This is a genomic window from Arthrobacter sp. Y3222053, assembly GCF_059092805.1.
In genome coordinates this window covers 334,083-352,261 of the sequence record NZ_JBNHIA010000001.1, presented here as the reverse complement: position 1 = coordinate 352,261, position 18,179 = coordinate 334,083, and the positions used below count along the sequence as shown (strand labels likewise).

The 18,179-nt window shown below is 70.8% G+C and carries 20 protein-coding genes, 1 tRNA gene and 1 pseudogene; 9 read left to right on the top strand and 13 right to left on the bottom strand.

The features are described 5' to 3' along the window. Window positions 1-74: 74 nt before the first annotated feature. The 6 genes from AC5RUW_RS01690 to AC5RUW_RS01665 form a co-directional block, all read right to left on the bottom strand. Window positions 75-974 carry a metal ABC transporter permease gene (locus tag AC5RUW_RS01690; protein WP_494159094.1) on the bottom strand — a complete coding sequence of 300 codons (900 nt, stop codon included), beginning with the start codon at window positions 972-974 and terminating at the stop codon, window positions 75-77. Further along, entirely contained in the window at window positions 967-1,824 is an 858-nt protein-coding gene (locus AC5RUW_RS01685) for a metal ABC transporter ATP-binding protein (protein ID WP_494159093.1), read from the bottom strand. The genes AC5RUW_RS01690 and AC5RUW_RS01685 overlap by 8 nt, the downstream gene beginning before the upstream one ends. Then, window positions 1,821-2,756 (bottom strand): metal ABC transporter substrate-binding protein, encoded by a 936-nt coding sequence (locus tag AC5RUW_RS01680; RefSeq protein ID WP_494159092.1) that lies wholly within the window; start codon window positions 2,754-2,756, stop codon window positions 1,821-1,823. The genes AC5RUW_RS01685 and AC5RUW_RS01680 overlap by 4 nt, the downstream gene beginning before the upstream one ends. Before the next feature lie 143 nt (window positions 2,757-2,899). Continuing rightward, window positions 2,900-3,151, bottom strand: a complete 252-nt coding sequence (locus tag AC5RUW_RS01675; RefSeq protein WP_494159091.1) for a hypothetical protein — start codon at window positions 3,149-3,151, stop codon at window positions 2,900-2,902. A gap of 335 nt (window positions 3,152-3,486) precedes the next feature. Further along, window positions 3,487-4,851 (bottom strand): MFS transporter, encoded by a 1,365-nt coding sequence (locus tag AC5RUW_RS01670; RefSeq protein WP_494159090.1) that lies wholly within the window; start codon window positions 4,849-4,851, stop codon window positions 3,487-3,489. A 188-nt stretch (window positions 4,852-5,039) separates the two neighbouring features. Then, on the bottom strand, window positions 5,040-5,267 hold the full coding sequence (locus AC5RUW_RS01665) for a hypothetical protein (protein WP_494159089.1): 228 nt from the start codon (window positions 5,265-5,267) through the stop codon (window positions 5,040-5,042). A 167-nt stretch (window positions 5,268-5,434) separates the two neighbouring features. Between AC5RUW_RS01665 and AC5RUW_RS01660 the strand changes: the two genes are divergently transcribed. The 5 genes from AC5RUW_RS01660 (at window position 5,435) to AC5RUW_RS01640 (ending at window position 7,935) form a co-directional block, all read left to right on the top strand. Next, a complete protein-coding gene (locus AC5RUW_RS01660; protein ID WP_494159088.1) occupies window positions 5,435-5,968 on the top strand; it encodes a mycothiol transferase in 534 nt (177 codons plus the stop codon). Window positions 5,969-6,082: 114 nt separating this feature from the next. Continuing rightward, window positions 6,083-6,158: transfer RNA gene (locus AC5RUW_RS01655), tRNA-Ala, on the top strand. A 152-nt stretch (window positions 6,159-6,310) separates the two neighbouring features. Further along, window positions 6,311-6,871 (top strand): DUF6611 family protein, encoded by a 561-nt coding sequence (locus AC5RUW_RS01650; RefSeq protein ID WP_494159087.1) that lies wholly within the window; start codon window positions 6,311-6,313, stop codon window positions 6,869-6,871. Between the two features lie 5 nt (window positions 6,872-6,876). After that, window positions 6,877-7,434: a GNAT family N-acetyltransferase gene (locus AC5RUW_RS01645; RefSeq protein WP_494159086.1), complete on the top strand. Its 558-nt coding sequence runs from the start codon at window positions 6,877-6,879 to the stop codon at window positions 7,432-7,434. A 168-nt stretch (window positions 7,435-7,602) separates the two neighbouring features. Then, entirely contained in the window at window positions 7,603-7,935 is a 333-nt protein-coding gene (locus AC5RUW_RS01640; protein ID WP_494159085.1) for a helix-turn-helix domain-containing protein, read from the top strand. A 249-nt stretch (window positions 7,936-8,184) separates the two neighbouring features. Here the strand turns inward: AC5RUW_RS01640 and AC5RUW_RS01635 are convergent, their stop codons facing one another. Together AC5RUW_RS01635 and AC5RUW_RS01630 are read right to left on the bottom strand one after the other, a co-directional pair. Further along, entirely contained in the window at window positions 8,185-8,772 is a 588-nt protein-coding gene (locus tag AC5RUW_RS01635) for a ClpP family protease (RefSeq protein ID WP_494159084.1), read from the bottom strand. Window positions 8,773-8,906: 134 nt separating this feature from the next. After that, window positions 8,907-9,512 (bottom strand): annotated as a pseudogene (locus AC5RUW_RS01630) (ClpP family protease); the annotation flags it as partial. Between the two features lie 166 nt (window positions 9,513-9,678). Here AC5RUW_RS01630 and AC5RUW_RS01625 point away from each other — a divergent pair. Then, window positions 9,679-10,614 carry an aldo/keto reductase gene (locus AC5RUW_RS01625; RefSeq protein ID WP_494159083.1) on the top strand — a complete coding sequence of 312 codons (936 nt, stop codon included), beginning with the start codon at window positions 9,679-9,681 and terminating at the stop codon, window positions 10,612-10,614. 63 nt (window positions 10,615-10,677) lie between these two features. Here AC5RUW_RS01625 and AC5RUW_RS01620 read toward each other — a convergent pair whose 3' ends face one another. Beyond that, window positions 10,678-11,724 (bottom strand): tartrate dehydrogenase, encoded by a 1,047-nt coding sequence (locus AC5RUW_RS01620; protein WP_494159082.1) that lies wholly within the window; start codon window positions 11,722-11,724, stop codon window positions 10,678-10,680. 147 nt (window positions 11,725-11,871) lie between these two features. Between AC5RUW_RS01620 and AC5RUW_RS01615 the strand changes: the two genes are divergently transcribed. Then, the gene (locus AC5RUW_RS01615) at window positions 11,872-13,011 is read left to right on the top strand and encodes a glycerol dehydrogenase (RefSeq protein ID WP_494159081.1); all 1,140 of its coding nucleotides are present in this window, start codon (window positions 11,872-11,874) and stop codon (window positions 13,009-13,011) included. A gap of 46 nt (window positions 13,012-13,057) precedes the next feature. Here AC5RUW_RS01615 and AC5RUW_RS01610 read toward each other — a convergent pair whose 3' ends face one another. From AC5RUW_RS01610 to AC5RUW_RS01600, 3 genes are all read right to left on the bottom strand, one after another. Continuing rightward, on the bottom strand, window positions 13,058-13,675 hold the full coding sequence (locus AC5RUW_RS01610; protein ID WP_494159080.1) for a GXWXG domain-containing protein: 618 nt from the start codon (window positions 13,673-13,675) through the stop codon (window positions 13,058-13,060). A 32-nt stretch (window positions 13,676-13,707) separates the two neighbouring features. Then, entirely contained in the window at window positions 13,708-14,274 is a 567-nt protein-coding gene (locus AC5RUW_RS01605) for a GNAT family N-acetyltransferase (protein ID WP_494159079.1), read from the bottom strand. Window positions 14,275-14,353: 79 nt separating this feature from the next. Then, the gene (locus AC5RUW_RS01600; protein ID WP_494159078.1) at window positions 14,354-14,713 is read right to left on the bottom strand and encodes an ArsR/SmtB family transcription factor; all 360 of its coding nucleotides are present in this window, start codon (window positions 14,711-14,713) and stop codon (window positions 14,354-14,356) included. Window positions 14,714-14,895: 182 nt separating this feature from the next. Between AC5RUW_RS01600 and AC5RUW_RS01595 the strand changes: the two genes are divergently transcribed. Further along, entirely contained in the window at window positions 14,896-15,333 is a 438-nt protein-coding gene (locus tag AC5RUW_RS01595; RefSeq protein WP_494159077.1) for an arsenate reductase ArsC, read from the top strand. Window positions 15,334-15,414: 81 nt separating this feature from the next. After that, a complete protein-coding gene (locus AC5RUW_RS01590) occupies window positions 15,415-16,806 on the top strand; it encodes an FAD-dependent oxidoreductase (protein WP_494159076.1) in 1,392 nt (463 codons plus the stop codon). Window positions 16,807-16,845: 39 nt separating this feature from the next. On the opposite strand, the gene AC5RUW_RS01585 is transcribed toward AC5RUW_RS01590, so the two are convergent. After that, window positions 16,846-18,111 (bottom strand): Nramp family divalent metal transporter, encoded by a 1,266-nt coding sequence (locus tag AC5RUW_RS01585; protein ID WP_494159075.1) that lies wholly within the window; start codon window positions 18,109-18,111, stop codon window positions 16,846-16,848. Window positions 18,112-18,179: the final 68 nt, after the last annotated feature.

The window sequence follows — 18,179 nt, the reverse complement described above, 5'->3', positions numbered from 1 at the left end:
CTAGGCGCTCCCGCCGGTGCTTGGCGCGCCCTCCCGCCCCGACCCCGGACACAGGATTCCTCTGTTGCCGCAGGTCAGGCCGACGCCGTCGCGCCCGCCGCCGCGTCCGCCGCCGCCGCCGTCGCCGTCTGCCGACGTCGGGCCGCCAGCCGCCTGCCGATGATGCCCTGCCGCGGCGCGAACAGGTACACCAGGGTGAACACCACACCCTGGCAGAGCACCATCATGCCGCCGGGGGAGGTGTCCAGGTACCAGCTCAGGTACAGCCCGGTCACCGAGCAGGCCACCGAGACGGCGGGGGCAATAAACAGCATCCGGCCGAACCGGTCGGTGAGCAGATATGCGGTGGCGCCGGGGATGATCAGCATCGCGACCACCAGGATCACGCCCACCGCCTGCAGCGCGACGACGGCGGTCAGCGCCAGCAGGCCGAGCAGCGCCGCGCCCAGCACCTTGGGGCTGAGCCCGACGGCATGCGCATGGGTGCGGTCAAAGGCGTACAGGGTGAAATCGCGGCGCTTGAGCAGCAGCGCCAGGAGCGCGACGCCGCCGAGCAGCCCGATCTGGGTCAGGTCGCCGGCGCTGACGCCCAGGATGTTGCCGAAGATGATGTGGTTCAGGTCCGTCTGGCTGGGCGTGACCGAGATCAGCACCAGGCCCAGCGCAAACAGGGTGGTGAACACGATGCCCATCGCGGCGTCCTCCTTGACCCGGCTGGTGCCGTTGACCAGCCCGATCAGGGCCACGGCCAGGAAACCGAAGACCACCGCGCCGACGGCGAACGGAGCGCCGACAATGTAGGCGAGCACGACGCCGGGCAGCACCGCGTGGGAGACGGCATCGCCCATGAGCGACCAGCCGATCAGCACGAGCCAGCAGGAGAGCACCCCGCACACGGCGGCGGCGATCACGGCCACCGAGATGGCGCGGATCATGAAGTCGTAGTTCAGCGGATCCAGCAGCAGCTCAAGCATCGGAGGGTCCCTTCGCGATTGCGCCGGCGGCGGCTCCGGCCGCGGCCGCGGCGGGCGCGGGCGGCGCAGGTGAGGCGGGTTCGGGCGGCGCGTCGGCGGCGCCGGGCCGGGTTCCGCCCAGCACGTCGAGGCCGAACGCGCGGGCCAGGTGCTCCGGGCGCAGCACCTCGGAGGGGTGCCCGTGCACCAGCACCCGGCGCATCAGCAGCACGGCCTGGTCGGCCAGCTCGGGCAGGGCCTGCAGGTCATGGGTGGAGATCAGGATGGAACGTCCGTCGTCGGCCAGGGCGCGCAGCTGCGCGGTGATGGTCGCTTCGGAGCGCTTGTCGACGCCGGCGAACGGCTCGTCCAGCAGCAGCACGGACGCCTCCTGGGCGATGCCGCGGGCCACGAAGGCCCGCTTCTTCTGCCCGCCGGAGAGCCGGCCGATCTGCCGGTCCGCGTACTCGGTGAGCTCTACGCGCTCCAGTGCCCGGTCCACGGCGTCGTGGTCGGCCTGCTTCGGGCGGCGGGTGAAGCCCATGTGCCCGTACCGGCCCATCATCACGACGTCGCGCACCGAGACCGGAAAGGACCAGTCCACCTCCTCGGCCTGGGGCACGTACGCCACCGAGCCGCGGCGGCGGGCGGCGGCGGGGGAGCCGCCGTGAATGCGCACCGAGCCGGCGTCGGGCTTCACCAGGCCCATGATGGTCTTGAACAGCGTGGACTTGCCGGAGCCGTTCATGCCGACGAGCCCGCACACACAGCCCGGATCCAGGGTGAGCGAGGCGCCCTCGAGCGCGGTCACCTCCCCGTAGCGGACGGTGAGGGCGTCGACGGCGACCGCGGGCGCGCCGGCACTGGTCACGGCCGGTCCCCGGTCAGGCCTTCGAGGATGGTCTCGGCGTCATGGCGCAGCAGGTCCAGATACGTGGGCACGGGGCCGCCGTCCTCGGAGAGCGAGTCCACGTAGAGCACGCCGCCGAACTCCGCATCGGTCGCCTCCACCACGCGCTGCATGGGCTCGTCGGAGACGGTGGACTCGCAGAACACTGCAGGCACCTCGTTGTCGCGGACGAATTCGATGGTGTCCTTGATCTGCTGCGGGGTGGCCTGCTGCTCGGAGTTCACCGGCCAGATGTAGCGCTCGGTGAGTCCGGCGTCGCGTGCCAGGTAGGAGAAGGCCCCTTCGCAGGTGACCAGGGCGCGCTGGTGCTCCGGCAGGGTGGCCAGTTCGCCGGTGAGCTGGTCCTGCACCTGCTGCAGCTCGGCCTTGTATGCCTCGCCGTTGGCCGCGTAGGCCTCGGCGTTGTCCGGATCCAAGTCGCTGAACGCGGCGACCATGTTGTCCACGTAGATCTGGCCGTTGACCGGCGACATCCAGGCGTGCGGATTGGGCTTGCCGGCGTAGGCGTCTTCGGTGATGTCCAGGGTGTCGACGCCTTCGCTGACCACGACGTGCGGCACGTCGACGTCCTCCACGAACTGGCCGAACCATGCCTCGAGGTTCATGCCGTTATCCAGGATCAGGTCAGCCTCGGCGGCGGTGCGGAGGTCGCCCGGCGTGGGTTCGTAGCCGTGGATTTCGGCGCCGGCCTTGGTGATGGACGCAACGGTGAGGTGGTCGCCGGCGACGTTCTGCGCCATGTCGGCCAGGACGGTGAACGTGGTCAGCACCGTGGGTTTGCCGTCCTCGTCCGGGCGGGCGTCGGCGGACCCGCCGCACCCGGTCAGGGCGAGCAATGCCAGGGCCGCAGCGGCGGCGGTGCGGAAACGTGTGGCAGGAGCTTTGAGGAACATAGCAGGACACTAATATTAGGCGCCCCTGTAAAACAAGTTCGGGTCGCCTAACTATGATCAGCACCCTTGTGTTCCGGTGTGCCAAGCCTAGCTGAGCGGGCGTTCGGCCGCCGCTGCGGAGAACCGCGACGGCGGCCGAACGGTTACCAGCGGACCTTGCGCTCCCGCGGGCCCTGCCGGCCGCTCGGGTGCTGGGGCTTGCGGCTGCCGCCCAGGCTCTGCCAGCCGGGCAGGGCCGTCGACGAGGCGCCGGCGCCGGTGCGCTGGCCGTCGTCAGCGAGCCGGGACGCGGCGTCGTCGCTGAGGTGGACCTGCAGGTCCGGGGCAGCGGCGGGCGCCTGATCAACAGGGGTGGGACTGGTCTTGGAGGCGGGTTTCTTCTTGGGACGGGTCATGGGATGCTCCCTCGGTTCCGAGCCGTGAGGACGGCCGGGCCGTTCCGGGGGTCGCGGCGTCGCGCGCACGGTGCGCGGGAGGCCGGGACCTGGGGTTCGAGCTGCAGACGGAACGGCCGCGAGGCAATGCCTCAGCCGGCGATGTTGATGATGGTCTGCGTGCGCACAGAGCGGCGCTACTCGAAAATCAGCATGTCCAGGAGAGTAGCAACCGGCTCAGCGGCGGACAAGGGGGCGCTGGTTGAAGCCCCTCTTGGAGCGCGTCGCCCTGTGTTGCCCTGCGCCGCCGCGGGTGCCGCCCCCTGCCAAGCCTCCGCTCCACTCCAGGCGGTTGGTCACGCGCGGTGCAGCAGGCCTTCACCCGGTGCCGGGTTTCCTGGAATCTCCGTGCCGGTGATCGGCTGGCCTGCGGTCTCCCTGGTGAAGGGCAGCGCGAGCATGCCGACCAGGCAGGCGGCCATCATATAGAACGCCGGGACGAGGAGGCTGCCGGTGGCGTTGATCAAGGCCTCATTGGCCGCCGGGGCTGTGCCGCCGAAGAGCGCCGTGGCCAGGTTGTAGGTCACGGCGAACCCGGCGAACCGGACTTGGGTGGGGAACATTGCGGGGAACGTGGCCGAAATGGTGGACAGCTGCAGCACGTAGAGGACGCCCAGCACCGCAAAGCCGATCAGGGCACCGGTGAACCCGGTGCCGATCAGCAGATACATGGGCACTGCCGCCACGAACAAACCGCCCAAGGAGGCCCACCACAGCGGCTTGCGGCCAAACCGGTCCGACAGCCGGCCGGCGAAGGGCAGCAAGGCGGCCATGACCACCTGACCGATCAGGATCAGGGTCAGCGCCCCGTTGGCGCTGAGCCCGACCTGCCCTTCCAGATAGGTGGGCATGTAGCTCAGCAGGGTGTAGTTGGTGACGTTCAGTGCGATGACCAGCCCGGTCATCGCCAGCATGGGACGGGCGTAGTGGGCCACCAGATCCTTGAGCGCGGTGCCCGCACCGGCCTCGATCTCATCGTTTTCCTGCAGTTCCCGGAACACCGGGGTGTCCTCCAGCCGGGAGCGCAGGTACAGGCCGATTGCACCCATCGGCCCGGCGATCAGGAACGGGATCCGCCAGCCCCAGTCCATCATCGTCTCCTCGCCGAGCGTCAGCTGCAGCAGCAGCGTCACGAACGTGCCGAACGCGAAGCCGAGAATGGTGCCGAATTCCAGGAAGCTGCCGAGGAAGCCGCGGCGCCGGTCCGGGGAGTACTCGGCCATGAAGGTCGCGGCTCCGCCGTACTCCCCGCCGGTGGAGAAGCCCTGGACCAGCCGCAGCAGCACCAGCAGGGCCGGCGCCCACCAGCCGATCGCGTCGAAGGTCGGCAGCAGGCCGATGCAGACCGTCGCGCCGGCCATCAGGATGATGGTCATGGCGAGCACCCGCCGTCGGCCGATCCGGTCGCCGAGCGGCCCCCAGACCAGCCCGCCCAGGGGGCGGACCAGGAAGGAGACGGCGAAGGTGGCCAGCGCCAGCAGGGTGCCGGTGCCGCCGTCGCCCGGAAAGAAGTTGGCGGTGATGTAGGCGACGACGACGGCGTAGACCCCGTAGTCGTACCATTCGGTGGCGTTGCCGATCGCCGAGGCGCCGATGGCGCGGCGGACTTCCTTGTCCGACGGCGGGGTGGCGGGATGCTCGGTTTCGGAGGCGCTGGTCACGACGTTCCTTCCCGTTGCGGAGGCCCTTTCGCACACGAAACGGCCACCCGTTCGTTGAAGTCCGCCCCGCGGCTGCGGGGCGGACCGTGACGGCCCACGCTAACGCGTGCGCGGAAGTGGTTTCCAACGTATGGGACAGATGTTGTCGTTCCGTTGCCTGGCAAAGGGGCGCCCGCCAGGACCGGCCGTCAGGTGATGCGGCGTCGGCTCAGCAGCCCGGACATCATGAGGAACAGCCCGCCCGCCACCGGCGGCCACCAGAGCAGCAGCGGAGCCGTGCCGCCCACAATGGCGATACCGAACAGGGTGATCAGTCCCGCGAAGAGCAGCAGCATGCCCAGCACAATGCGGAACCTGCCGCGGTTCGGCGGCGGGATCGGCGGCAGCCAGGGCGGACGCTCATCGGTCCATTCCATCGGGCCAGTGTAGGACCGCCCGGGCCGCATGTAACCGGGATCCCGTGCTTTTTCTGCGTCCGTCACCCGTGCCGGGGCGACGTCGTCGGGCACCTTCCGTACCGGCCGGCCAGCTGGCAGGATGGCAGGCACCGACCTGCTCCCCCGAACTGCCTTGGAGCGTGCACATGGATACGAGCGACCTGCTGCTGGATGCCTTTGGGCGGATGCCGGACTCGGTGCGCGGGGCGGTGAAAGGACTGGACGCGTCGCAGCTGAACCACCGGCCGTACGCCGAGGGCAACTCCGTGGCCTGGCTGATCTGGCACCTGGCCCGGGTCGAGGACGCGCAGATCGCCGACGTCGCCGGCACGCCGCAGGCCTGGATCGAGGACGGCTGGTTCGAACGGCTCGGGCTGCCGCTGCATGTGGAGGACACCGGGTACGGGCACACGTCCGAGCAAGTGGGCCTGGTCCGGGTGCGGTCCGGGGAGGACCTGACCGGATACTACCGGGACGTGCACGCCCGGACTGCCGCCTTTGTCTCAGGGCTGGACGCCGAGCAGCTGGACCAGGTGGTGGACGAGGCCTGGGACCCGCCAGTCACGCTGGGCGTGCGGCTGGTCAGCATCCTCGACGACGTCGCCCAGCATGTGGGGCAGGCGGCGTATCTGCGCGGAGCGCTGCTGGCCGGCGCCGACGACGGCGACTCCTGGGCCTAGCCCGGGGAGCAGGCGGCCTGCGGCCCGTCGGCGGGAGTTTTGGAGCCGGTGGCATGAGTGCTTACAATGGGACTCGGCCCTCCGGGGCCGGCAGCGGAACTCCGGTTCCGGTGCGGGGCTTTAGCTCAGTTGGTAGAGCGTTTCGTTCGCAATGAAAAGGTCAGGGGTTCGATTCCCCTAAGCTCCACCAAAAGGAAAACCCCCGGGAAACCGGGGGTTTTGCTTTGCCCGGGTGCGCCTGCGCGGAAGGCCGACCTGTTCCGCAACCGGCTAACGGAACGTATGCGGGAAGCAGGCCTCTGCCTAACACCGCCCTAACGCCGGGCGCGGTGCAATGACGGAGTGAAGACCTCCGACCTGGCCGCCGCACGGCGGGCCTCGCACAACAGCACGGCCGCACGCCTGGAATACCTGCTGCTGGGCAGCCACCCCTGGGGCACCTGGCGCTGCATCGATTCCCCGAATGGCTTCGAGACCCACGAACTGACCGTCTACCCGCCCGGAATCCGCCCCCTGCAGCGATGGGCGTTGTCACCCGCGGCGCCCCTGCTCGGCATCGCCCTGGGCGTGGTGCTGTGCGCGTCGTTCCATGAGGTCCTGCCTGTCATGGTGTCCCTGATGCTCCTGCTTGGACCGGCGGTGCTGCTGACCCTGGCCGCGGAGCGGATCACCCGGTCCGTCCGCCCCGGACTGCATGCGCTGACAGTCACCATCGACCACCGGGCCCAGCCTGCCCGGGTGGCGGGCGACCCCGCCGCGCTCGCCGCCTGTCGGCGTCGCCTGCGGGAGCTGGACCATGGTGCCGGGCGCGCCGATCCTGCCCGGTATGAGCGGACCTGGCGGGAGGCTTATGAGGCAGCTGCCCCGGCCGTAAGCACAGAAGGGCGCCGGCCGTCATACTGAACGGCATGATCGAGCAGTCTCCGCTGCCGCCCTGGCCGCAGACCCCACCCACCCACGGCGGCGTCCTGCTGCGCGCAGCCACGGAGGACGACGTCGCGATGGCCTGCGAGCTGTCCGCCGACCCCTACGTGCCGCTGATCGGAACGTTGCCGCACCGGGCAACCGAAGAGCAGGCGCTTGAATGGGTCCGCCGGCAGCAGGGCCGGCACGCCGAAGGGGGCGGGTTCTCCTTCACCGTCGCCGAGAACGGAACCGGCCGGGCGGTCGGGCAGTGCGGGCTGTGGCTGCGGGAACTGGAGCAGGGCCGGGCGACGGCGGGCTACTCGCTGGTCCCCTCCGCCCGCGGACGCGGCTTGGCCGCCGATGCGCTGTTGGCGCTGACCGCGTTCGCCTGGACCCTGCCGAAGCTGCACCGGATCGCGCTGCACATCGAGCCGTGGAACACCGGTTCCGTCCGGACCGCCGAGCGCGCCGGCTACTCGCGCGAAGGGCTGCTGCGCAGCTACCAGGAGATCGGCGGCCGACGTCGGGACATGCTTCTCTACGCCGCCGTCCGGCCCTAGCCCTGGCATGGCGGTGACGCGGCCGCGGCGCCCGCCCGCCGTCGTGCGAACACTGCACGGAGCCAGGGCAACCATGGGTTGGCGCCCACGACCCGCCGTCCCTCTGCCCAGAGCAGAACTGCTCCGCCGCCCCTCCCGGCGGCGCCGCCGAACGTTTTACAGTCGAGCATGGCCGACATCGACGTGTTCCCCAGGTCCGCTCCCGGCTCCCGCGAACCGCTGTGGCGGGAGGTGCTGGGAGAGCTGCTGCGCCGGCTGCGGCACGAGCGCGGCCGGACGCTCGGCGAGGTGGCGGAGCGCGCCGGGATTTCGCCGCAGTACCTTTCGGAGATCGAGCGCGGGCGCAAGGAGCCGTCCAGCGAGATGATCGCCGCCGTCGCCGGTGCCCTGGGCATCACGCTCCTGGACCTCACCGCCGCCGCGGCGGAGGTGCTGCTCCTCAGCCGCGGCGGTGTACCGCAGCGGGCGGCGGTCCGCGGGGCCTTCGCCCTCGCGGCCTGAGCGCTTCCGGGCACGGCTTCCTTTCGGGTGCGCCGGCCGAGACCCGGGTTTCCCTCCGGTTTGCTTCATTTCCCTCCACTTTGGCCAGGTCCTCCGCCTCCAACCGGAGGAGCCGGGCGAAGTGGAGGGTGCGGCGTCGAACTGGAGGGTGCGGCGCCGAACTGGAGGGTGCGGCGTCGAATTGGAGGGAACGGCGCCAAAGCGGAGGAGGAATGAGCCCGACGGCGGGACCCGCCCGCCGTCGGACGCTCAGCCCTGCTCGATGACGTGGTCGAGCAGCCCGTAGTCGCGGGCCGCCGTGGCCGTGAAGAGCCGGTCCCGGTCGGTGTCCGTCCGGAGCGTCTGCACGCTCTGACCGGTGTGCCGGGTCAGGACCTCCTCCATGTCGGAGCGCACCCGGACCAGCTCGTCCGCCTGCAGGATCAGGTCCGGAATGGCGCCCCGGCCCTGTACGGCGGGCTGGTGCAGGATGACCCGCGCATGCGGCAGGGCGGCCCGCTTGCCCGGTGCCCCGGCGGCCAGCAGCACGGCCCCGACGGCGACGGCCTGACCCACGCAGGTGGTCGCCACCTGGGGGCGGATGAAGCGCATGGTGTCGTAGATGGCCAGCATCGCGCTGGGATCTCCGCCCTCGCAGTTGATGTACAGCTCGATGTCGGCGTCGGGCTTGTCGGCGTGCAGATACAGCAGCTGCGCGATCAGGGTGTTGGCGACGCCGGCGTCGATCGCGGTGCCTAGGTAGACGATCCGCTCGGTGAGCAGATGCGAGTAGATGTCCATGATCCGCTCGCCGCGCGGGTGCTGCGCGATGACGTTGGGGACGGTGTAGGTGCTCATCGGAATCGCCTTTCCGAGCCGGCGTCGGCTCCTGTCATGGTGGATGGGCCGGTCCCGGAAACCCCGGGCCCGCCCCCAGCCCCGGAGGCGCCCGAGGTTGCAGCGCCGTGGTGCTGCAGCTCGGCGGCCCCGGCCAAGCCGAAGCCGGCGGGGGTGCGGCCGCGCGGCCGGAACTCGTCGAAGGAGCTGACAATCCGGTCCACAAACCCGTAGGCGCGGGCCTCTTCGGCGGTGTACCAGTGGTCGTGCAGGGAGTCCTCGAAGACCTGCTCCAGCGGCTGGCCGGTGTCTTCGGCGATCAGCCGCAGCACGGTGTCGCGGGTGTGCCGCAGGTCGTCGGCCTGCAATTCGATGTCGACGGCGGTGCCGCCGATTCCCGCCGACCCCTGATGCATCAGTACCCGGGCGTGGGGCAGGGCCAGGCGTTTTCCGCGGGTGCCGGCGGAGAGCAGGAACTGTCCGGCGCTGTAGGCGATGCCGAGCACCAGGGTGGACACGTCGTTGGGAATGGTGCGGATGATGTCGCGGATGGCGAGCATGGCCGGGACGGATCCGCCGGGGGAGTGGATCCACAGGGCGATGTCGGTGACCGGGTCTTCGGCGGCGAGGGAGATCAGCTGGGTGGCGAGCAGGGTGCCGTTGTCGTCGTCGAGCGGGCCGTCCAGCACCAGCACGCGCCGTTCAAGGAACTCCTGCCGGACGGCTTCGGTGAACAGGGGGATTTTCGATGATTCGCTCATGCCCCCACCCTGCGCCGGGCCGCGGACCGGTGGGAAGGTTTCGCTGCCTGCGGCAGATCTGCCTGCAGCGGAGATCCGAAGTATGCCAGACGCCGACGCCGGCCCCGGTGAGCCGGGGCCCGGCGTCGGGCATACTGGTGCGACCGGCGACAGCGAGGAGACCCCCATGAAGACGGTGCCTTTCGGCCCGACCAGCACCCAGGTGCCCGCCGTCGCGGCAGGCATGATGCGCATCGCCGACAAGTCCGATGAGGAGATCCGGGCGCTCTACACCGCCGCCCGCGACGCCGGCATCGACTTCTTCGACCACGCCGACATTTACGGCGGTGAAGCCCACCGGTGCGAGCAGCGGTTTGCCTCCGCCCTGAACCTGAGCGCCTCCGAGCGGGAGCAGATCACGCTCCAGACCAAGGCGGGCATCGTGCCGGGGGAGTGGCACTACGACTCCTCCTATGAGCACATCACCTCATCGGTGGACGGCTCGCTGCACGCGCTGGGCACCGACTACCTCGACGTCCTGCTCATCCACCGCCCCGATGCCCTGGTGGAACCGGAGGAGGTCGCCCGCGCCTTCGACGACCTGCACAGCGCCGGCAAGGTCCGCGCCTTCGGCGTCTCCAACCACACCCCGCGGCAGATCGACCTGCTGAAGACCGCCGTCAGCCACCCCATCGTCGCGAACCAGCTGCAGCTGTCCATCACGCACTCGCCGATCATCGCGCAGGGGCTGGCCGCCAACATGGCCGGCGAGCAGGACGCGGTGACCTATGACGGCGGCGGCATCCTGGACTACTGCCGGATCAACCGCATCACGGTGCAGGCCTGGTCTCCGTTCCAGACCACCTTCCGGGGCGAGGTGATCTTCGGCTCCGAGAAGTATCCGGAGCTGAACGCGGAGCTGGACCGGCTGGCCGGCAAGTACGACGTCGACCCCATCGCCATCGCGACGGCCTGGATAACCCGCCACCCCGCCGGGATGCAGGTGGTGCTCGGCACCACCACACCGCAGCGGGTCGCCGACGCCGCGGCTGGATCGGACCTGCCGCTCACCCGCGCCGAGTGGTACGGCCTGATCCAGGCGGCCGGGCACCGGGTCCCGTAACGCGCCCTCCCGGGCCCGCCCGCCCGCCCAGGCCCGCCCAAGCCGGCCCAGGGCTGCGGCGGCTCACAGCCGGTCGATCACCGCGTCGGTGAAGTCCGCCGTCGACGCCGTGCCGCCCAGGTCGCCGGTGCGGATGCCGTCGCGCAGGGCACCCTCGAAGGCGTCCGTGAGCTTCCGCGCCGCGGTGTCCTCACCCAGATGCTCCAGCATCATGGCGCCCGACCACATCTGGCCGACCGGGTTGGCCAGCCCCTTTCCGGCGATGTCCGGGGCGGTGCCGTGGACGGGTTCGAACATGGACGGGAGTTCACGGGTCGGGTTGAGGTTCGCCGACGGCGCGACACCGATTGACCCGGCGACCGCCGCCGTGAGGTCGGAGAGGATGTCCCCGAACAGGTTGGAGGCCAGGACCACGTCGAGCGACCCGGGTTTCAGCACGGCCCGCGCCGCCAGGGCATCGATCAGCACGGACTCGACCTCGACGCCGGCGTAATCCGCCGCGACCTCGGCCACGATCTCGTCCCAGAACGGCATGGAGTGGATGATGCCGTTGGACTTGGTGGCCGAGACGATCCGGCCGGTGCGGGCCCCCGCCAGCTCGCACGCAAACCGGGTGACACGGGCGATGCCCTCCCGGGTGAACACGGCCTGCTGGATGGCCAGGGCTTCGGGGCGGCCGCTGTACGCGCGGCCGCCGATCTCCGAATACTCGCCCTCCACGTTCTCGCGCACCACCACCAGGTCCAGGTCCTCGGCGCCGATCACGCGCGGCGAAATGCCGGGCAGCAGGCGCATGGGGCGCAGGTTGATGTACTGCATGAACTCGCGGCGGATCGGAATCAGCAGCCCCCACAGGGTCACGTGGTCGGGGATATCGGGATGCCCGACGGCGCCGAGGAAGATCCCGTCACCGTCCGCCATCTGCTCCAGCCCGTCGGCGGGCAGCATCGCCCCGTCCTTCAGGTAGCGCTCCGAACCCCAGTCGCGTTCCCGCCAGTGCACCGCGAATCCTTCACTCCGCGCCACGGCGTCGATGGCCCGGGCCGCGGCCGGGGCCACCTCCTGGCCGATACCGTCACCGGGAATGAGGTCGATCGTGTACTCGCGCATGGGGACTGCTCCTTGCCTGTGTCGTGTGTGCAAAGCCTAGCCACCCGCGGCGGCGGCCGGGGCATCGGAGTTTTGACCGGCCGCTCTGGCCTGCCGCTGCACGCGGGCCTACCGTGAAGGCCACCGTCTCGGGAAAGGCCCGCTTCCATGCTTGAACTGCCGCTGCGCACGCTGATCAGTCCCGGCCGCTACGTGCAGGGCCCCGGCGCCATCGTCCGGCTCGGGGAATACCTGCGTGACGTCGGCTCCCGCCCGCTGGTGGTGGCCGACGACGTCGTCTGGAACCTGGTCGGCGGCGCCGTCGAGACCGCCTTCCGCACCGGCGGGCTGCCGCTGCGCCGCGTGGGCTTCGGCGGCATCCCGACCGCCGTCGAGGTGGACCGGCTCACCGACGCCATCCGTGCTCCGGGCGAAGACCCGGCGGACGTGATCGTGGGCGTCGGCGGCGGCAGCACCATCGACGCGGTGAAATCCGCCGGGCACCAGGCGGGCATCCGCTGGGCCTCGGTGCCCACGGTGGCCTCCACCGACGCGCCAACCTCGGCACTCGCGGTCATCTACACCGCCGAGGGAACGTTCGAGGAGTACCGGTTCTTTCCCCGAAACCCGGACCTGGTGCTGGTGGATTCGCAGATCGTTGCCTCCGCTCCGGCGGCGTTCCTGGCGCACGGGGTGGGGGACGCGCTCGCCACCTGGCTGGAGGCCCGGGCGACGGCGGCGTCGTACTCGACGACGATGGCCGGCGGGATTCCCACGCTGGCCGGCACCGCCCTGGCCAAGCTGTGCTGGGACACGCTGTGGGATCACGCGCTGCCGGCCCTGGATGCGGTGCGGGCCGGGGTGACGACGGCGGCGGTGGAGAAGGTGATCGAGGCCAACACCCTGCTGTCCGGGCTCGGCTTCGAATCCGGCGGGCTGGCCGCCGCACATGCCATCCACAACGGACTCACCGCTGCGCCGCAGACGCACGGGCTGGCGCACGGGCAGAAGGTCAATATCGGGTCCCTGACCCAGCTGGTCCTGGAGGGCGTTCCGGAGGCGGAGGTCGCGGAGTTCATCAGGTTCACCACCAGGGTGGGGCTGCCGACCACGCTGACCGAGATCGGCCTGTCCGTGGACGACACCAAGGAGCTGGAGCTGATCGGCGTGGCGGCCACGGTGCCCGGGGAGACCATGAAGGCCATGCCGTTCGACGTCGGCCCGGCCGAGGTGGTGCAGGCGCTGAAGTCCATCGAGGGCTTCTCCCGGCGGGTGCGCCGCGAGGCGGGACTGCGGGGCACTGAATAACGCCGCCGCTGCACGCCGGCACTGAACGACGCTGCAGCGGTCTTCGCTAGGGCGTTGGCTCACGCCGGAGGACGAAGAAGAAGGGCCGGCGCATGCCCCGGGCGTCCATCAGGCCCAGCAGGGTGTCGGCGTCGATCCGTTTGAAGAGGTCGTTGATCGGCAGCGCGTCGTAGATCATGGTGGCGGTCGGTGCCGCAGTGGCCGCTGGCTCTGCCTCCGCCGTTGCCGTGGGACCCGTGGGTGCCGGTGGCTTGGCCATCCGCAGCCGGGCTCCCGGGCGTTGGGTGCGGAGCAGGGGCATCAACCGTCTCAGAAACCGGAGGGCGGCGGGTCGGCGCAGCCGCAGCACGGCGCCCAGCGGCACCAGGGCCGGATTCACCGCAAACGTCCCGCCGTCCGGGGCGGCGAAGATCAGCGGGAAACACGCCTCAGCGTCGTCGAACCGCTTGCCGTGCCAGCCCAAGGCGGACAAGGCGCCGTCGAGCCGGTGGCCGGTAGGCAGTTCGGATCCCCGCCATGATCCCGTCAGATCGGCGACGTCGGCCGGCGGCAGTGCGTCGAAGAACGCCTTGGCCGTGACGGTGTCGGTTCCTTCCTGCAGTTCGGCCAGCCGCCGTCCGGCGGGCCGAACGATCGTCTGCCGCTTTTCCTGTGGCTGTTCCACGCGCGCTCCTCCCTCCGGGGGTCCGCAGCGGGTCAGGGCCCGGCCGGCCGCGGATCAGTGGACAGGATGCCCATGTCGATGGCATCCACCCACTCGTCGCCCCAGTGAAGCACCTCGCGGCGCCGGCCTTCCACCCGAAATCCGCACTTTTCGTAGCAGCGCTGTGCGCGCGGATTGAACGCGAAGACCTCCAGGCCCACCCGGTGCAGCCCGACGTCGGTGAAGGCATGCTCGAGCACGGCCCCGACCGCTTCGGTGCCGTACCCGCGGCCGTACGCGTGCGGGCCGGCCAGGGCAATGCGCAGGCCGGCGGACGCGTTGTCCGGGTCCAGGTCGTTGAGGACCACTTCACCGAGGTAGCTTTCGTCCTCCCGGCTGATGATCGCCCAGTCGGCACGGTCCGTCGCAGCGGCAAGCCCGGCCAGCCAGGCGCGGATCTGCTCCTGCGTGAAGTCGGTGTGGGTGCCGGTGAGCCGCCGCGCCTCGTCGTCCTGGAGCGCGGCCCACGCGCCGTCGAAATGCGCCGGGCCCAGCGGTTCCAGCCGCAGCCGCGGCGTGGTCAGGACGGCGACGGCGGCGAACTGGGTCTGTGTGATCACTCAAGGCATCCTATGTGCCGCCGCTTCCGGCACGCGGCACACCGCGGCGGCGTCGGGGACGGACCATGGGAAAAACAGCCTACCGGCCCAGCTCGAAGCTGTCGGCCAGCTCCTCAAGCGACCCGGGCACCACCGAATAGTAGGCCCAGACGCCGCGCTTCTCGCGGGCGAGGAGGCCGGCCTCCACCAGGATCTTCAGGTGGTGCGACACCGTGGGCTGGCTGAGCCGGACCGGTTCCGTCAGGTCGCAGACGCAGGCTTCCCCGTCGGGCTGCCGGCGGATGATCGAGAGCAGCCGCAGCCGGGTCGGATCCGCCACCGCCTTGAGCACGTGGGCGAGGCGGACGGCGTCCTCCTCCTGCAGCGGCGGACCCAGGGGCAGCCCGATGGGGGGAGGCCCGGAGGCAGGCCGTTCCGGAGCGGGGCTGATAGCGGTCATGGCATCCATTATGGACTCATATTGACACTTGTCGATGTGTTGAACAAAGATCAACCCATAGACCGTCGTCGATAGATAGGAACCGGGATGGGCAGTGCCGCCGTCAACTCTCCTCCGGCGCCGTCGTCGGTGCCCGTCCGTGTCGCATCCGGCCCCGGCCGCCGCTTCTGAAAGGAAACCCCGTGACTGTCCGGCCCAGTGTCCTGTTCGTCTGCATCCACAACGCCGGCCGCTCCCAGATGGCCGCCGCCTACCTGACCGCCCTGAGCGGCGGGCTCGTGGAGGTCCGCTCCGCCGGATCAGCCCCGGCGGAGGCCGTCAATCCGGCCGCCGTGCAGGCCATGGCCGAGGAAGGCATCGACATCTCGACTGAGCTGCCCAAGGTGCTCACCACCGCCGCGGTGCAGGCGTCCGACGTCGTCGTCACCATGGGCTGCGGGGACACCTGCCCCGTGTTCCCCGGCAAGCGCTACGAGGATTGGCAGCTCGCGGACCCTGCCGGCCAGGGGCTGGCAGCAGTACGGCCCATCCGCGACGAGATCCGGCACCGTGTGCAGACACTGCTGGCGGAGCTGGCTCCCGCCGGAATACCCGCCCGGCAGGACGGCGGCTCCGTATAGCCTTCCGCTGGCCTTGGCAGTGATGCCATGCCGCAATTACCCGATCAACACCCACCTACCCGAACAACGCATGGAGAACCGATGGAACCAGCGGCACCCGCCACGACGGCGCAGGAACTGCCCGTGGCCGTGATCGGAGCCGGGCCCGTGGGCCTGGCTGCGGCCGCGCACCTGATCGAGCGCGGCCTGCGGCCCCTGATCTTTGAGGCCGGCCCGGAACCCGCCGCGGCGGTGCAGTCCTGGGGGCACATCCGGCTGTTCTCGCCTTGGCGGTACAACATCGACGCCGCCGCCCGCCGGCTGCTGGAGGCCTCGGGCTGGCAGGCGCCGGACCCGGACGTGACACCCGCCGGCGCCGAACTGGTGGACCGCTACCTGGCGCCGCTGGCCCGGCTGGCACCGCTCGCCACGGCGCTGAAGCTGAATACCCGGGTGACCGCAGTAGCCCGGCTGGGCCTGGACCGCACCCAATCCGCGGACCGCGAGCAGCGCCCGTTCCTCATCCGCACGGTGGACAGCCGCGGCATCGACGCCGAACACCTGGCCGGCGGGGTAATCGATGCCAGCGGCACCTGGCACACCCCGAATCCGGCCGGGGGGTCCGGCCTGCCCGCCCCGGGCGAAGCCGAAGCCCGTGCGATGGGCCTGGTGTCCGGGCCGCTGCCGGACGTCCTGGGCGCGGAGCGCGACCGGTTCGCCGGCCGCCGGGTGCTGGTCACCGGCTCCGGCCACTCCGCGGCAAACACCCTGCTCGCCCTGGCCGAGCTGGCCGACAGCGACGGCGGCCGGATCAGCTGGGCCGTGCGCGGCACCGGCACCGCCAGGCTCTTCGGCGGCGGCGACCAGGACGGCCTGCCGGCCCGCGGTGCCCTCGGGCAGCGGTTGAAGGCCTTGGTGGAGTCCGGGCGCATCGAGCTGCACACCGGTTTCACCGTGACGGGCTTCAAAGCCGCCGACACGCTGCTGGTCAGCGGGCGCAGCGCGGGCGGTGAGGAACAGTTCGAGGTGGACGTGCTGGTGCCCGCCACCGGGTTCCGGCCGGACCATTCATGGCTGCGGGAGATCCGGCTGGACCTGGACCCGGTGGTGGAGGCGCCCAGCCGGCTCGGACCGATGATCGATCCCGAATTCCACAGCTGCGGCACCGTTCCGCCGCACGGGGCCCGGGTCCTGTCCCACCTGGAGCGGGATTTCTACATTGCCGGGGCCAAGTCATACGGTCGGGCCCCCACCTTCCTGCTGGCCACCGGATACGAACAGGTCCGCTCCATCGCCGCGGAGCTGGCCGGCGATTCGGCCGCCGCCGACGAGGTCCATCTGGACCTGCCGGAGACCGGAGTATGCTCCACCGACCCCGCGCCCGCCTCCGCGGCGGAGGGCGGCTGCTGTGCGCCCGGACCAGCGCAGCTGGGGCTGCCCACCGGCCTGAAGCACGGCCGGTCGGGGGACGACGCCGGGCCGGCTGCTGGCTGACTGCAGGCGCGGGATGAGGTCCGTGCCGGTCAGCTGGCCTCATCCCGCGCCCGTGAACGTGAGCACCAGCAACAGGGTGTTCAGTCCGATCAGCAGCGCCGCCACCAGGACCCCGAGCGCCGTGGTCCACCAGCGGTTACGGTAGGCGCCCATCAGGCCGGGGCGGGCGGTCAGCCAGACCAGCGGCACCAGGGCGAACGGAATTCCGAAGCTGAGCACCACCTGGCTCAGGATCAGCGACCGGGTCGGATCCAGTCCCAGCGCAAGGATCGCCAGGGCCGGCAGCAGCGTCACCAGCCGACGGGTCAGCAGCGGGATCCTGATCTTCAGCAACCCGGCCATGATTTCGGCTCCCGCATAGGCGCCCACCGACGTGGACGCCAGTCCGGAGGCCAGCAGTCCCACCGCAAACAGGGTGGCGACGACGGCGCCGAGCGTCCCCTCGATCGCCGCATACGCCCCCTCCAGGGAGTCGGTGCCGGCCGTACCCTGCAGCGAGGCCGCGGCCAGCAGCAGGATCGCCAGGTTCACGGAACCGGCGACGGTCAGCGCGACGGTTACATCCCACCGGGTGGCCCGCAGCAGGGTACCGGTGTTCAGCCCGGCGGTCCGGACCGGAAACCGGTCCCGCGCCAGCGCGGAATGGGCGTAGATAGCGTGCGGCATCACCGTGGCACCGAGGATCGACGCAGCGAGCAGCACCGAGTCGGCGCCGTCGAACCGGGGCACCAGCCCGCCGGCGAGGGCACCGGCGTCGGGCGGAGAAATCACCACCCCGGCAGAGAAGCCCACGGCAATGATCACCATCATCGACACGATCACGTATTCGAAGCCGCGGTGCCCGCGTTTCTGCAGGGCCAGCACGGCCATGGACACGGCGCCGGTGATCAGCCCGCCGAGCAGCAGCGGCAGATCGAACAGCAGCCAGAGGGCGACGGCCCCGCCGATCACCTCGGCGACGTCGGTGGCCATCGCGACGAGCTCCGCCTGAAGCCAGTACAGCCTGCGGGCCGTCCGCCGTCCGATCCGCCGTCCCAGCAGCTCCGGAAGCGACCGGCCGGTCACCAGCCCGAGCTTCGCGGACAGGTACTGCACCAGCCAGGCCATCACGTTGGCCGCCACCACCACCCAGGCCAGCAGGTACCCGTAGCGCGCACCGGCAGTCATGTTGCTCGCCACGTTTCCGGGGTCGAGATAGGCCACGCCCGCCACGAGGGCGGGGCCCAGCAGCCAGGGCAGCCGCGGCGTCCGGGGATGGCCCGCGGAGGAAGCGGGCGACGGCGGCAACCCGGTCCGGCGCGGCATGGGAGCCAAGCTAGCACGCGGTTTCGGGTTGCCGAACACGGGGCCGGCAACCGGGACGGAGCGGCGCT